14 protein-coding genes are annotated in these 12,924 nt (G+C 72.8%); 11 read left to right on the top strand and 3 right to left on the bottom strand.

Features of this window, described 5'->3' with window-relative positions; translation table 11 throughout:
• Positions 1 to 42 precede the first annotated feature (42 nt).
• From dnaK to SMA5143A_RS34360, 6 genes are all read left to right on the top strand, one after another.
• Positions 43 to 1,887: a molecular chaperone DnaK gene (gene dnaK / locus SMA5143A_RS34380; protein ID WP_099966864.1), complete on the top strand. Its 1,845-nt coding sequence runs from the start codon at positions 43 to 45 to the stop codon at positions 1,885 to 1,887.
• Positions 1,884 to 2,564, top strand: coding sequence for a nucleotide exchange factor GrpE (gene grpE, locus SMA5143A_RS34375; RefSeq protein ID WP_055715940.1), 681 nt, complete (start codon positions 1,884 to 1,886; stop codon positions 2,562 to 2,564). Before dnaK ends, grpE begins: the two co-directional genes overlap by 4 nt.
• A 42-nt stretch (positions 2,565 to 2,606) precedes the next feature.
• Complete coding sequence (gene dnaJ, locus SMA5143A_RS34370; RefSeq protein WP_107466738.1) at positions 2,607 to 3,785, top strand: molecular chaperone DnaJ; 1,179 nt, start codon at positions 2,607 to 2,609, stop codon at positions 3,783 to 3,785.
• Positions 3,786 to 3,792: 7 nt separating this feature from the next.
• Complete coding sequence (locus SMA5143A_RS34365) at positions 3,793 to 4,251, top strand: heat shock protein transcriptional repressor HspR (protein WP_099966866.1); 459 nt, start codon at positions 3,793 to 3,795, stop codon at positions 4,249 to 4,251.
• 135 nt (positions 4,252 to 4,386) lie between these two features.
• The gene (locus SMA5143A_RS43205) at positions 4,387 to 4,530 is read left to right on the top strand and encodes a hypothetical protein (RefSeq protein WP_181362141.1); all 144 of its coding nucleotides are present in this window, start codon (positions 4,387 to 4,389) and stop codon (positions 4,528 to 4,530) included.
• A 22-nt stretch (positions 4,531 to 4,552) separates the two neighbouring features.
• Positions 4,553 to 4,945, top strand: coding sequence for a hypothetical protein (locus tag SMA5143A_RS34360; RefSeq protein ID WP_107466737.1), 393 nt, complete (start codon positions 4,553 to 4,555; stop codon positions 4,943 to 4,945).
• Between the two features lie 9 nt (positions 4,946 to 4,954).
• Here SMA5143A_RS34360 and SMA5143A_RS34355 read toward each other — a convergent pair whose 3' ends face one another.
• The gene (locus SMA5143A_RS34355) at positions 4,955 to 6,022 is read right to left on the bottom strand and encodes a helix-turn-helix transcriptional regulator (RefSeq protein ID WP_107466736.1); all 1,068 of its coding nucleotides are present in this window, start codon (positions 6,020 to 6,022) and stop codon (positions 4,955 to 4,957) included.
• Positions 6,023 to 6,462: 440 nt separating this feature from the next.
• On the opposite strand from SMA5143A_RS34355, the gene SMA5143A_RS34350 reads away from it, so the two are divergent.
• Positions 6,463 to 6,708: a helix-turn-helix domain-containing protein gene (locus tag SMA5143A_RS34350; RefSeq protein WP_107466735.1), complete on the top strand. Its 246-nt coding sequence runs from the start codon at positions 6,463 to 6,465 to the stop codon at positions 6,706 to 6,708.
• A gap of 75 nt (positions 6,709 to 6,783) precedes the next feature.
• On the opposite strand, the gene SMA5143A_RS34345 is transcribed toward SMA5143A_RS34350, so the two are convergent.
• Together SMA5143A_RS34345 and SMA5143A_RS34340 are read right to left on the bottom strand one after the other, a co-directional pair.
• Positions 6,784 to 7,452, bottom strand: coding sequence for a hypothetical protein (locus SMA5143A_RS34345; RefSeq protein WP_375136579.1), 669 nt, complete (start codon positions 7,450 to 7,452; stop codon positions 6,784 to 6,786).
• A gap of 70 nt (positions 7,453 to 7,522) precedes the next feature.
• Entirely contained in the window at positions 7,523 to 9,364 is a 1,842-nt protein-coding gene (locus SMA5143A_RS34340) for an ABC transporter ATP-binding protein (RefSeq protein ID WP_258193890.1), read from the bottom strand.
• Between the two features lie 276 nt (positions 9,365 to 9,640).
• Here SMA5143A_RS34340 and lxmA point away from each other — a divergent pair, with 276 nt between their 5' ends.
• From lxmA to lxmK, 4 genes are all read left to right on the top strand, one after another.
• Positions 9,641 to 9,859, top strand: a complete 219-nt coding sequence (gene lxmA, locus SMA5143A_RS34335; protein WP_107466734.1) for a lexapeptide family class V lantibiotic — start codon at positions 9,641 to 9,643, stop codon at positions 9,857 to 9,859.
• Between the two features lie 108 nt (positions 9,860 to 9,967).
• Positions 9,968 to 10,573: a peptide terminal cysteine decarboxylase LxmD gene (lxmD, locus tag SMA5143A_RS34330; protein ID WP_107466733.1), complete on the top strand. Its 606-nt coding sequence runs from the start codon at positions 9,968 to 9,970 to the stop codon at positions 10,571 to 10,573.
• Positions 10,570 to 11,592, top strand: coding sequence for a hypothetical protein (locus tag SMA5143A_RS34325; RefSeq protein ID WP_181362140.1), 1,023 nt, complete (start codon positions 10,570 to 10,572; stop codon positions 11,590 to 11,592). The genes lxmD and SMA5143A_RS34325 overlap by 4 nt, the downstream gene beginning before the upstream one ends.
• Positions 11,589 to 12,788, top strand: a complete 1,200-nt coding sequence (gene lxmK, locus SMA5143A_RS34320) for a class V lanthionine synthetase subunit LxmK (RefSeq protein WP_107466732.1) — start codon at positions 11,589 to 11,591, stop codon at positions 12,786 to 12,788. The genes SMA5143A_RS34325 and lxmK overlap by 4 nt, the downstream gene beginning before the upstream one ends.
• Positions 12,789 to 12,924 lie beyond the last annotated feature (136 nt).

The following is a 12,924-nucleotide window of genomic DNA, read 5'->3' as shown; positions in this document are numbered from 1 at the left end:
ACACTTGAGTCCGTTCCACTCAAGTCAGCTGGAGGAATCGAAATGGCACGTGCGGTCGGCATCGACCTGGGCACGACTAACTCCGTCGTCAGCGTTCTGGAGGGCGGCGAGCCCACCGTCATCACCAACGCCGAGGGTGCCAGGACCACGCCGTCCGTCGTCGCCTTCGCGAAGAACGGTGAGGTGCTGGTCGGCGAGGTCGCCAAGCGCCAGGCGGTCACGAACGTGGACCGGACGATCCGGTCCGTGAAGCGGCACATGGGTACGGACTGGAAGGTCGAGTTGGACGGCAAGCCGTTCAACCCGCAGCAGATGTCCGCGTTCATCCTGCAGAAGCTGAAGCGGGACGCCGAGGCGTACCTGGGCGAGAAGGTCACGGACGCGGTCATCACCGTCCCGGCCTACTTCAACGACTCCGAGCGGCAGGCCACGAAGGAAGCCGGCGAGATCGCCGGTCTCAACGTGCTGCGCATCGTCAACGAGCCGACGGCCGCCGCCCTCGCCTACGGCCTCGACAAGGACGACCAGACCATCCTGGTCTTCGACCTCGGTGGCGGCACCTTCGACGTGTCGCTGCTGGAGATCGGTGACGGCGTCGTCGAGGTGAAGGCCACCAACGGTGACAACCACCTCGGTGGTGACGACTGGGACCAGCGCGTCGTCGACTACCTGGTGCAGCAGTTCAGGGCCGGCCACGGCGTGGACCTCGCCAAGGACAAGATGGCGCTGCAGCGTCTGCGCGAGGCCGCCGAGAAGGCGAAGATCGAGCTGTCCTCCTCCACGGAGACCTCGATCAACCTGCCCTACATCACCGCCTCCGCCGAGGGCCCCCTGCACCTCGACGAGAAGCTCACCCGCGCCCAGTTCCAGCAGCTGACCGCGGACCTGCTGGAGCGCTGCAAGACGCCGTTCCACAACGTCATCAAGGACGCCGGGATCGCCCTGTCCGAGATCGACCACGTCGTTCTCGTCGGTGGCTCCACCCGTATGCCCGCCGTCGCCGAGCTCGTCAAGGAGCTGACCGGCGGCAAGGAGGCCAACAAGGGTGTGAACCCGGACGAGGTCGTCGCCATCGGCGCCTCGCTCCAGGCCGGTGTCCTCAAGGGTGAGGTCAAGGACGTCCTGCTCCTCGACGTGACCCCGCTGTCCCTCGGCATCGAGACCAAGGGCGGCATCATGACCAAGCTCATCGAGCGCAACACCACGATCCCGACCAAGCGGTCCGAGATCTTCACCACGGCCGAGGACAACCAGCCGTCCGTGCAGATCCAGGTCTACCAGGGCGAGCGCGAGATCGCGGCGTACAACAAGAAGCTCGGGATGTTCGAGCTGACCGGTCTGCCGCCGGCGCCCCGCGGCGTCCCGCAGATCGAGGTGTCCTTCGACATCGACGCCAACGGCATCATGCACGTGACCGCCAAGGACCTGGGCACGGGCAAGGAGCAGAAGATGACCGTCACCGGCGGCTCCTCGCTGCCGAAGGACGAGGTCGACCGGATGCGCCAGGAGGCCGAGCAGTACGCGGAGGAGGACCAGAAGCGCCGCGAGGCCGCCGAGACCCGCAACCAGGGCGAGCAGCTCGTCTACCAGACGGAGAAGTTCCTCAAGGACAACGAGGACAAGGTCCCCGGCGAGATCAAGACCGAGGTCGAGGCCGCCGTCGCCGAGCTGAAGGACGTCCTCAAGGGTGAGGACACCGCCGAGATCCGCACGGCCACCGAGAAGGTCGCCGCCGTGTCGCAGAAGCTCGGCCAGGCCCTGTACGCCGACGCCCAGGCCGCGCAGGCCGCGGGCGGCCCGGAGGGTGCCGCCGCCGGCGCCAAGGCCGACGACGACGTCGTCGACGCCGAGATCGTCGACGAGGACCGGAAGGACGGTGCCGCGTGACGGAGGAGACCCCGGGCTTCGACGAGCAGCAGCCGCAAGGTCAGCCGCAGCAGCCCGACGTCCCCTCCTCCGGCTCCGAGGACGCCGAGCCGAAGGCCGCCCCCAAGGAGGGGGCGGCCCCGGCCGGGGACGCGGCAGCGGCGGCCCAGGTGGCCGGCCTGACGGCCCAGCTGGACCAGGTGCGCACGGCGCTCGGTGAGCGCACGGCGGACCTCCAGCGCCTCCAGGCCGAGTACCAGAACTACCGTCGGCGGGTCGAGCGCGACCGGATCACGGTCAAGGAGATCGCCGTCGCGAACCTCCTGACCGAGCTCCTGCCCGTGCTCGACGACATCGGCCGCGCACGGGAGCACGGCGAACTCGTCGGCGGCTTCAAGTCCGTCGCGGAGTCGCTGGAGACCGTCGCGGCGAAGATGGGTCTGCAGCAGTTCGGCAAGGAGGGCGAGCCCTTCGACCCGACGATCCACGAGGCCCTCATGCACAGCTACGCGCCGGACGTCACCGAGACGACGTGCGTGGCGATTCTGCAGCCGGGGTATCGCATCGGCGAACGGACCATCCGCCCCGCGCGGGTGGCCGTGGCCGAACCCCAGCCGGGGGCGCAGACAGTCAAGGCGGACGGCGAGTCCGCGGAGACGGCCGACGACAAGGAGAACGGTGGCCCGGACGAGGGCTGACGTCCACGACGCGGAACACGACGGGAAGGAGGGGCGCCGGGGATGAGCACCAAGGACTTCATCGAGAAGGACTACTACAAGGTCCTCGGCGTCCCCAAGGACGCCACCGAGGCCGAGATCAAGAAGGCGTACCGGAAGCTCGCCCGCGAGTTCCACCCGGACGCCAACAAGGGAAACGCCAAGGCCGAGGAGCGGTTCAAGGAGATCTCCGAGGCGAACGACGTCCTCGGCGACCCCAAGAAGCGCAAGGAGTACGACGAGGCCCGCGCGCTGTTCGGCAACGGCGGCTTCCGTCCGGGCCCCGGCGCGGGCGGCGGCTCGTTCAACTTCGACCTGGGCGACCTCTTCGGGGGCGGCGCCCAGGGCGGACAGGGAGCGGGCGGCTTCGGCGGCGGGATCGGTGACGTCTTCGGGGGCCTGTTCAACCGGGGCAGCTCCGGCACCACGCGGGTGCAGCCCCGGCGCGGCCAGGACATCGAGTCCGAGGTCACGCTGAGCTTCACGGAGGCCATCGAGGGCGCCACCGTGCCGCTGCGGATGTCCTCGCAGTCCCCGTGCAAGGCCTGTTCGGGCACCGGCGACGCCAACGGCACCCCCCGGGTGTGCCCGACGTGCGTCGGCACCGGCCAGGTCGCGCGGGGCTCCGGCGGCGGCTTCTCCCTGACGGATCCGTGCCCGGACTGCAAGGGCCGGGGCCTGATCGCCGAGAACCCCTGCGACATCTGCAAGGGCTCCGGCCGGGCCAAGTCGTCCCGCACCATGCAGGTCCGCATCCCGGCCGGCGTCGCCGACGGGCAGCGGATACGGCTGCGCGGCAAGGGCGCGCCCGGCGAGCGCGGCGGCCCCGCGGGCGACCTGTACGTGGTCGTGCACGTCGACACGCACCCGGTGTTCGGGCGCAAGGACGACAACCTCACGGTGACGGTGCCGGTCACGTACCCGGAGGCGGCGCTCGGCGGGGAGGTCAGGGTCCCGACCCTGGGCGGCCCCCCGGTCACCCTGAAACTGCCCCCGGGCACCCCCAACGGGCGTACGATGCGGGCCCGCGGCAAGGGAGCGGTCCGCAAGGACGGCACCCGTGGGGACCTGCTGATCACCGTCGAGGTGAGTGTCCCCAAGGATCTGTCGGGGAAGGCTCGTGACGCCCTGGAGGCGTATCGCGAGGCGACCGCGGGCGAGGACCCGCGGGCGGAGCTGTTCCAGGCCGCGAAGGGAGCATGACCACACCATGGACACACCCGGCCGCCGTCGTAACCCCTATGAGCTGACGGAAGAGACACCGGTGTACGTCATCTCGGTGGCCGCCCAGCTCTCCGGTCTGCACCCGCAGACCCTGCGCCAGTACGACCGCCTCGGCCTGGTCTCGCCCGACCGTACGGCCGGGCGCGGTCGGCGGTACTCGGCCCGCGACATCGAACTGCTGCGCACCGTGCAGCAGTTGTCGCAGGACGAGGGCATCAACCTGGCCGGCATCAAGCGCATCATCGAGCTGGAGAACCAGGTCGCCGCGCTCCAGCAGCGCGTCGCCGAGCTCCAGACGGCGGTCGAGGGAGCGGCGGCGGCGATGCAGCAGCGCGAGGCCGCGGTGCACGCGTCGTACCGGCGTGACCTGGTGCCCTACCAGGAGGTGCAGCAGACGAGCGCGCTGGTCGTGTGGCGGCCGAAGCGGCAGCAGACCTCGGACTGAGAGCCGCCCCCGCGGACCGCCCCCGCAGGCCGCCGCCTGGCAGCAAAGTGCCTGGCAGCAAGTGTCCCGCCCGGTGCAGCATCCTGACATCGCGGAGCCTTCAGGCGGGTTGTTCCCGCTGGCAGAGTCGTGGTCATGAAGAACACGGGGAACACGGGGAACGCACGCATCATCAGGACACTGTCGGCGCTCGCGCTGATCATGGCCCTGCCGCTGGGAGCGACGGTGGCCGCGGGGTCCGGGCCGTCGGTCGCGCTGTCCGTCAACGGCTGGCAGTGAGCCGGCGGGACGAACGGACGGGATGACGACCGTGGAGTTCCAGGACGGTGAGCACCGGGACGGTGAGTGCCGGAACGGTGAGTACCGGGACGGTGAGTACCGGGACGGTGAGTACCGCGGGGAACACCGGGGCCCGACGTGCCGGGAGAAGGAGTACCGGGGCGGTGGGTTCCGGGAACTGGTCCTCGTCCGCAGGGCTCCCGGTGACGCACCCGCCGCGACGGCCGTGATCAGGGTCCTCGGCCAACTGCCCGGGGGCTGGGAACACGCCTGGCGACTCGACGAGGACGGGGGCCGGATCCACCTTCGGATCCGGCCCCCGTCCGGTTCGCCCGCCCATGCCGTACGGGACTGGCTGGCGGAGGTCCTCACCGACCCGGCGCTGGGCGGCTGGCGTGCCGCCGGGACGCCCTGACCGGCGGGGTCAGATCCAGCCCCGCTCCCGGGCCAGCAGGGCCGCATGCGGACGGTTGCTGGCGTTCAGCGTGCGCAGTACGTCGGCGACGTGCCGGCGGTAGGTGCGCAGGGAGACGCCGAGTTCACGGGCACCGATCTCGTCCTTGGTGACCCGGCACATCGACTTCAGGACCTCCAGCTCCATCGGCGTCAGGGCCTCCGACTCGGGTGCCGGGGCGCCCAGCAGGTCGGTGAGGTCCGTCGCCTGGTCCCAGATCTTCTCGAAGAGGGCCAGGATGCTGGCCACCAGGCCCGGTTCCTGCGCGACCAGCGCGCCGCGCGAGGTGTCCGACGGGTCCGCCGGGACCAGCGCGGTGTGCCGGTCGTAGACGAGGACGCGCTCGGCGATGTCGGCGGCGACCCTGATCCGCGCGCCCTGCGCGTTCAGTTCGCGCAGGTAGGCGGCGGTCGCCGGATCGTCCAGGGCGTCCTTGAGGACGACGCTGCGGATGTGGACGCCCCGGCGCAGACAGCGGCTGTCCAGCGGCCGCGCGTGCGCGATGTTCTCCCGGGTGAGCGCCCGGTAGGGCTCGACGGAGAGGATCTCCTCGCGGGCGAAGAACGCCAGGTCGTCGATCCGGTCGCGGATCTGCGTCAGGTTCGTCATCCGCTCCACGCCGCCGCCGGCCTGGGTGTGGGCGCCCTGCTCGGCGCGGAGTTCCGCGACGAGGTGACGGGGCCGGGTCACCTGTTGCAGTTCGTGGTGCAGTTCGCTCAGCCGCCGGTCGGTGAGCAGGCCGACGGCCACCTCGGGGTCGGCCGCCGTCAGGGTGCCGCCGGCTTCGCTCCCGGCGGCGGCCGGATCCTCCGCCGCCCGCGCCGCGCCCGCCGCCCCGCCCTCCGCCGTCGCCTCGGCGCGGCGGAGCAGGCCCAGTTCCGTCAGTCGCCGCAGCGCGGCCCCGACGACGTCCTGCGACGCGTGGAGCAGGAGGTGGATGTCCTCCGCCGTCGTCCCCGGATTCCTCAGGAAGTGCCGGTAGACGCGCTCCTCCATCGCGGTGAGCCCCAACAGCCCCATGCTGCCCGCATCGTTCATCTGTCCCCCCGTGTTCCTCCCGTACGGCCCGGGCCGGTGGCCGGTATCGCGGGTGTGGCTGGTCGGGCCACGGCGATGCGGAATCCACCGAAATGATCGGGACTCACAGTAATGCGTTGGTCAAGACTTCGTCCGTTCACGGCGGCTCGCCGTGGAACGTGTGGCGAATGTGTGACGGAAGAGCCCGGGCCACGACACGAACGAACGGCGCGGGCCGAAAGTTTCGCTCGCAGCATGGTGTCGCGCCGGTGCAGCAAGCTGCGCCCCGCGGGGCGGGATCCGGCCGAAAGCGCTTGGCAGGCTGGAATCCGTCGGACAAGGACCGATGGACGTCGGACACGAACCCATGGACGTCGGGCACGAGCCGATGGATGCGCACGGATTCCCCGGCCACGAGCCGACGGAAGCCGACACGACCGAACACAACCAGGGGGACTCACATGGCTGTTGCCGTACGGGAGGACGCACTCGACTTCTCCGCGCTGACCGATCGCGAGCGGGAGGTGCTGCTGCTGCTCGCGACGGGCGAGCAGAACCGCTGGCTCGCCCGCCGCCTGGGCATCGCGGAGCGCACGGTACGGGCCCACACCGCCAACATCGTGCGCAAGCTCGACCTCAAGTCCCGGTTCGAGGCGGCGATCGTCTCGCACCTGTACGAGGACGACATCAGGGGAACCTGCGGCTGACCTCCGCGGGGGACACGACGAGGCCCTGCCGGTACTGGGGAGTACCGGCAGGGCCTCTCCGCTGTGTGCCGGGAGTCAGCCGGGCAGGAGGTCGCCGACCATCTCGATCGCCGTCATCCACAGGGGCTGGGCGCCCGTGCCGAACGCGGCGGCGAGGGCGTAGCCGAGGGCCGCGTCCAGCGCCTCCGGCTCGGCGTCCTCGCGCCACTCCACCAGGACCTTCCCGTCGCCCCCGGAGGTGAAGTCCCCGAGGTACGCCCCGGCCCGCACCAGCCGGCTGCCCGGGATGGAGTCGGGCACCAGCCGCCAGGAGCGCTCCGCGTACCGCACGTCCACGCGGTACGAGCGCCGGGTCAGCCGGCCCTTGGCGGGGTCGATCACCGCGTCCTCGCCGTCGACGGTCAGGGTGAGCCGCGCACCGTCACGGGTGCCGACCGGTATGTGGTCCTCGCCCTCGGTCCCCTCGGCCCGCCACAGCTCGACCCGCGGCACCCGCTCGCCGGTCACCGTGACCTCGCCCAGCTCGGAGTCCAGCCGGACGGTCAGCGCGCCGAACCGGTCGTCCTCGACGGTGTGCTCGACCACGGGCGCGGGCCCGCTCTCCTCGTACCCGTCCGCGTCGTCGTGGTCGTCGTAACCGTCGTGGTCGTCGTGGGCGTCGTACGGGTGGTCCTCGTGGGCGTCGTACGCGTCCTCGTCGGTCTTCTTGGCGAGCGAGGTGGTGGGGGCCGGGTCCTTCGGCATTGCGGTGTTCCTTCGCTGTGTGGGGGTCTGACGGTGGTCAGTACGTCAGGTAGGACGGAGGGCGGTGCGTTCACGCTCCCGCGGCGGTCAGCTGGGTGGCGGCGAGGTCCCGGTACAGCTCGTCCCTGCCCAGGAGTTCCCCGTGCCGGCCATGGTCGCGCACCCGCCCGCCGGCGAGCAGCACCATGTGGTCGGCGGAGGTCACCGTGGACAGCCGGTGGGCGATGAGCAGCACCGTGCAGTGCTCGGCGGCCCGCTCCACGGTGTGCCGCAGCGCCGTCTCGCTGAGACCGTCGAGGTGGGCGGTCGCCTCGTCGAGCAGCAGCACCTGGGGGCGGCGCAGCAGTGCGCGGGCGATGGCGAGGCGCTGGCGTTCCCCGCCGGACAGGGCGAGACCGCGGGCGCCGACCTGGGTGTCGAGGCCCTCCGGGAGCCGGGCGACCAGCGAGTCGAGCAGGGTGTCCCGCAGGACGCGGGCGACCTCGTCCTCGGCCGCGTCGGGCGCGGCGTACAGGAGGTTCTCGCGGAGGGTGCCGGCGAGCATCGGGGTGTCCTGCTCCACGTACGCGATCCGGCGGCGCACCTCGGCGCGGCTGAGGGTCGCGATGTCGGTGCCGTCGAGGAGGACGCGTCCGGAGTCCGGCTCGTAGAACCGCTGGAGGAGCGAGAAGACGGTCGTCTTGCCGCTGCCGGAGGGGCCGACGAGGGCGGTGACTCCGCCGGCCGGGGCGACCAGGCCCACCCCGTCGAGGGTGGTGGCGCGGCCCGGGTAGGCGAACGTGACGTTCTCCAGGGTCACTTGCGGCGGCGGGCCGGCCGGGCGGGCCGGGGTCTCGTCGACGTCCGTCTCGATCTCCATCCGCTCGACCTCCTCGATGCGGGTGAGCGCGCCGAGGCCCTGCTGGAGCGAGGTCGTGCCGCCGACCAGGGACAGCACCGGGCCGCCCAGGTTGAACAGATAGAGCAGAAAGGCGATCAGCGCGGCCAGGTCGAGGGCGCCGGTGGCGACCAGGGCGCCGCCGAAGCCGATGACCGCGAGGAACGACGCCTGGACGACCAGGGCGGAGAGCACGGCGATCGTGGCGTGGTAGCGGGCGCCGGTCAGGCCGGCCCGGTAGGCGTCCTCGGCGGCGGCCACGGCCCGCGCGGTCTCCGTCGCCTCGCCGCCGTTGGCCTTCACGGTGCGGGCGGCGCCGAGCGCGCGGTCGAGGGCGGCGCCGATCTCGCCGACCGAGGTCTGCGCGCGCGTGGTCACCCGGCGGATCCTCGGCATCACCACGCCCATCGCGACACCGACCACCAGCAGCACGCCGGAGGTGATGCCGAGCAGCGGCAGGCTGGTCATGCCCATCAGGACGATGGTGGCGATCAGATGGATACCGCCGTCGAGCAGCTGGATCACCCCACTGGTCGCCGCGTGCTGCACGAGCGTGCTGTCGGACGTCACGCGGGTGGTGAGGCCGCCCGGCTCCGTCCTGTCCAACTCGGCCGTGCGCAGCCTGATCAGACGGTGGATCAGTCCCCGGCGCACATGCAGCACGACCTTCTCCGCCGTGCGCTCGCTCACCAGGGCCTGCGTCCAGGTCAGCGCGATGGACACCGCCAACAGGGCCAGCATCAGCAGGAGTTCGCGGGTCAGGTCGCCGCCGGTCATCAGCGCCGTCAGCGAGGACTCCACGACCATCGGCTGCGCGAGCCCGGCCGCGCTGCCGGCCAGGGTCAGGGCGAGGACCAGCAGCAGCACCCTGCGGTGCGGGCGGGCGTGGGCGAGCAGCGCGCGGAGCGGGGGGCGCGGGGCGGCGCCCTGCGGGGAATCGGGCGCCTGTACGGGGCCGGGTGCCGGCGCGGGATCGGGCGCCTGCGTCAGCTGGGGCGGCGGAGGTTCGGGCCTCGCGGAGTCATGTGTGTTCACCCTGGACTTTCTACGCGTACGGGCGGGTGCGGCGGTATTGGCGCTTGCGGCAATGCCGGGCCCGGCGACGCCGGTTCGGGCCATGCCGGGTGCGGTCATGCCGGGTTCGGTCATGCCAGGTGCGGTAATGCCGCAACTGCCAATAGCGGGAGGCTCTTCCGGCGGGTCATAGTTATCTCGTCGCCAAGGGGCACCGGCCGAAAAGCCGGAAATTCCGCAAGGCGGCCGGGAATTCGGAGACCCGGAATCCCGCACCATGAATTCAAGGAGAGACTCATGCAGTCGTCGCAGAACGAGAAGGACCTGTTCGAGGGCTACACCGCCTACACCTCCGCCGAGGAGCTGGGCCTGTACGACGGCAAGGACGCCGCGCCCGCGTTCAGCCCGACCATCCCGTGGGCGATCCGCGCCACCATCATCACCGCCCGCTCCTCGCAGCAGTGCGCCGCGGCCCTCGGTTCGCTGACCGCCCGCACGATCGAGAAGAAGTGCTGACGACCGGGCGACCGGAGCAGTGACCCGCGGGGAGGGGCCGGTGCCGGCCACCGGCCCCTCCCCGGGCAACACGACACACACCGAAAAAGAAAGCACAAGGAGGCGGGAATGGACCCCACAGGAGTCGCGGATCCCGGATTCCGCCGGGTGCTCCTCGTGGGCACCGGCGCGCTCAGCGTGGCATTCCTGCCGTTCTGGATCAACTGGCTGGGCAATACCTTCCCGGAAATGGAGAAACGGGTCGTGCTGACCCGTTCGGCGCGGCGATTCGTCTCCGCGGACGCGATATCCGCGCTCTGCGGACGGGAGGTCGTCACCGACGACTGGTCCGAGGCCGCGCCCGGTGCCGTCCCGCACGTCGAACTGGCCCGCTGGCCCGACCTCGTGCTCGTCCACCCGGCCACGATGCACTTCCTCGGCCGTTACGCGCTCGGCCTCACCGACACACCCCTGCTGTGTGCCCTTCAGTCGACGTCCGCCCTCGTGGGCGTGGCCCCGTCGCTGCCGCCCGGCGCGCAGCTCAGCCCCGTGGTCCAGGGGCACCTGGACACCCTGCGCGACCGCCCCGGCGTGGTCGTCGCGCCGACCGTGCCCGCCGTCAGCGCCGGCACGGGCGAGATGGAGGACGGCGGGGCGCTGCCGCTGTCCGAGCTGATGGGCCTGTGCGTCGGCGCGTACGCGCGGGCCCGGCGGGTTGAGGGGGAGGACGAGTGACCGTACGGACGCCAGCGCCGGCGGGAGCACAGGCGGCCCCAGGGGCTCAGTCGGCACAGGCGACACCGGCGGCCCAGGTCGACGGCCCGGCGGCCGAGTTCGGCACCGGGCTCCAGCTGACCCGCGTACGGCCCACGGCCGACGGACGTCATGAGTGGTGGCACGGGGCGGGATCCCGGCGGGCGGCCCCGCCGACGGCGCCCCTCGCCGCACACGTCCCCCGGCACACCGCCGGCGCCCGGCTGGTCACCCCGGTGGCCTCGGGCGCGGGGCTCGCCTACCTCGCCGACGGCCCGTACTCGGCAGCGGCCTGGCTCCGCGACCCCCGGCCGGCGGCCCGGCGGCTGGCCGCGCACGCGCTCGCGGCGGCCGGCACGGCGCTGCGGGACCTGCACGCCACGCCCGCGCCGACCTGGGCGCCGCCGCCCGCGCTCACCCGACTGCGGGGGTTCGCCGACGGGACGGACGCGGGCGACGGCGACCTCGGCGCCGTACGGCGTCTGCGGGAGCACGCCGTACGGGTGTGGGGTCCCGCCCGCCTCTCGACGCTCCGTTCCTGGTGCGCCGAGGTCGCGGCGCCCGCCCCCGCGCACGAACGCGGGGGCCGGGACGGCCACGGACTCGTCCTCGTCCACGGTTTCGCCTCGCTCGGCGCGCTGGTCCCACCCCTGAGCCGGGGTCCGGTGGCGCTGCTGACGGGCGAGGACCTGGGCGCCGCCCGGCCCGAACTGGACCTGGGCTGGCTGCTCGGCGATCTCGCCGAACTCGCCTGGGCCGTACCGGTGTGGGGCGAGGGGCCGGGCGTCGACCTGCCGGCCGTTCTGCTCGACGCGTACGGGCCGGGCGCGGACCGGGAGCTCGCGGCCCGCGCCGCGGTGCTGCGGATCGCCGCGCACACGCGGGACTTCGCCGCCTACTGCGGCTGGAGCGACGAACTGGCCGACTACACCGCCTTCGTCGCTGACCTGATCGACGAGGAGGGCCGCCGCGCGGTCCCCGGGGGAGCCACGACACGATGACGATCACCACCGACACACCCACGAGGACGGACCCGGCGGAGCCGGTCCGCACCCGGCAGCGCTACCGGCCCACCGAACTGGGCACCGTGCCCGCCGTGAACGCCCTGCTGGAGCGGCTCGGGCTCGGCCGCCTCGACGCGGCGGCGGTCACCGCGTTCGGCGGCCGCAACGACAACTGGGCGGGGCCGACCACCACCGGCGAGCAGGTCTTCGTCAAGACGGTGACGCCACTGCCGGACGGGGGCTGCCCCGAGCTCGAACGCGCCCTGAGCTTCGAGGAGTCGGCGGCCCGGTGGCTGCCGGGCGGCTCGCCGCTGCGCTCGCCGGACCTGCTGGGCGCCGACCCGGCGGCCGGGGTGACCGTGCACCGGCTGGTGCCCGGCGCCCGGTCGGGGGCGGAGCTGGCACTGGACGGGGACTTCGACGACGCGCTGTGCCGGGCGGCGGGGCGTGCGGTGGGGACGCTGCACGCGCTGCCGGCCGGGGACGGGCTCGACACCGGGGAGGCGCCGCTGCCGCCGCTTGCCTGGCTGCGCGCGCTGCCCTGGAGCGCCGTCCAGGAGCGCAGCATGGCGCAGATCGCCGCCTGGCAGCTCGTCCAGGACGACGGCGAGGTGGTCGACGCACTGGCCCGGCTGCGGGAGGGCGAGGCGGGCGTGCCGCACGCGCCCACGCACTGCGACCTCCGCTTCGACCAGTTCATCGGCGCCGACGAGGGCCGCGGGCCGCTGTACCTGTGCGACTGGGAGGAGTTCCGGCTGGCCGACCCGGCGCGGGACGTGGGCGCGTTCGCGGGGGAGTGGCTGTTCCACGCGACGTACTCCGTGTTCGCGCCGACCGGGGACGCCGGGGACGCCGGGGACGACCGTCGGGGCGCCGGGGCCGGGTTCGGCCTCGCGCACGAGGAGATCATCGGGCGGGGCTCGGCGAGCCTGCGCCGCCATCTGCCGCGCGTCCACGCCTTCTGGCAGGGCTACCTGGAGTGCCGTACGCCCGACCCCGGCCTGCCCGAGCGGGCCGCCGCCTACGCCGGGTGGCACATGTACGACCGCCTCATCGCCACCGCCGAGTCCCACGCCACGCTCAACCCGGTCGCCCGCGCCGCCGCGGGCATCGGCCGCACTGTCCTCCTGAACCCGGGCGGCGCGGCGCGGACGCTCGGCCTGACCCTCCCGGACGGGAGCGCCGACCGATGACGACCGCCCCCCGCGCCGTGGCCGGGACCGTGGCCCGGCGCGTTCCGGTCCCGGCCGCCGCCACAGCACGGCAGGGCCCGGCCGTGGCCGCCCACAGGGTTCCGTGCGCCCGGCCCGCGGCCGCCCGTACGCCCGG

This window comes from Streptomyces sp. MA5143a (assembly GCF_900290235.1).
GTDB lineage: Bacteria > Actinomycetota > Actinomycetes > Streptomycetales > Streptomycetaceae > Streptomyces.
The sequence above is the reverse complement of the archived record's forward strand: the minus strand, read 5'-3'. Positions and strand labels throughout refer to the sequence as shown.

Coding starts and splice junctions, on each gene's coding strand:
- SMA5143A_RS34345 (WP_375136579.1), bottom strand. CDS start 7,452: ATGCCGAAGGACCCGGCCCCCACCACCTCGCTCGCCAAGAAGACCGAC.
- SMA5143A_RS34350 (WP_107466735.1), top strand. CDS start 6,463: ATGGCTGTTGCCGTACGGGAGGACGCACTCGACTTCTCCGCGCTGACC.
- SMA5143A_RS34355 (WP_107466736.1), bottom strand. CDS start 6,022: ATGAACGATGCGGGCAGCATGGGGCTGTTGGGGCTCACCGCGATGGAG.
- SMA5143A_RS34365 (WP_099966866.1), top strand. CDS start 3,793: ATGGACACACCCGGCCGCCGTCGTAACCCCTATGAGCTGACGGAAGAG.
- SMA5143A_RS43205 (WP_181362141.1), top strand. CDS start 4,387: ATGAAGAACACGGGGAACACGGGGAACGCACGCATCATCAGGACACTG.
- lxmK (WP_107466732.1), top strand. CDS start 11,589: ATGACGATCACCACCGACACACCCACGAGGACGGACCCGGCGGAGCCG.
- lxmD (WP_107466733.1), top strand. CDS start 9,968: ATGGACCCCACAGGAGTCGCGGATCCCGGATTCCGCCGGGTGCTCCTC.
- lxmA (WP_107466734.1), top strand. CDS start 9,641: ATGCAGTCGTCGCAGAACGAGAAGGACCTGTTCGAGGGCTACACCGCC.
- dnaK (WP_099966864.1), top strand. CDS start 43: ATGGCACGTGCGGTCGGCATCGACCTGGGCACGACTAACTCCGTCGTC.
- dnaJ (WP_107466738.1), top strand. CDS start 2,607: ATGAGCACCAAGGACTTCATCGAGAAGGACTACTACAAGGTCCTCGGC.
- SMA5143A_RS34360 (WP_107466737.1), top strand. CDS start 4,553: ATGACGACCGTGGAGTTCCAGGACGGTGAGCACCGGGACGGTGAGTGC.